This is a genomic window from Vibrio sp. 10N.222.55.C6 (assembly GCF_041473395.1).
In the GTDB taxonomy this organism is placed as follows: Bacteria; Pseudomonadota; Gammaproteobacteria; order Enterobacterales; family Vibrionaceae; genus Vibrio; species Vibrio crassostreae_C.
Genome location: NZ_JBFRSD010000624.1, coordinates 1 through 289, shown reverse-complemented (window position 1 = coordinate 289; position 289 = coordinate 1). Strand labels below are relative to the sequence as shown.

The 289-nt window shown below is 43.3% G+C and carries 1 pseudogene; it reads right to left on the bottom strand.

Annotated elements, in window-relative coordinates:
• Positions 1 to 61: 61 nt before the first annotated feature.
• A pseudogene (locus AB4486_RS25370) lies at positions 62 to 289 on the bottom strand (transcriptional regulator); the annotation flags it as partial.

Below are 289 nucleotides of genomic sequence, written 5' to 3'. Positions count from 1 at the left end.
AAATTCTCATTATGACGCTCTACTGCCGTTTATAGTGTGCTTCTATCTACGGTGATTGCCGCTAATCGACAAGCCAATCAACCAGCGTAGATAAAGATGGATTTTGTCGATTCTTAGGCTGCAGCAAAAAGTAACCATTTCCAGAAAAGACACTGCCTTCACTCACTTTCACCAACCTGCCCAAATCAATATCTTGTTTTGCTAGCGTGATGTCGCCTATAGCAATGCCAAACCCTTGAATGGCTGCGTTCATCGCTTGATCAAGTGTCGCGAATTGTTGGTTGTTCTT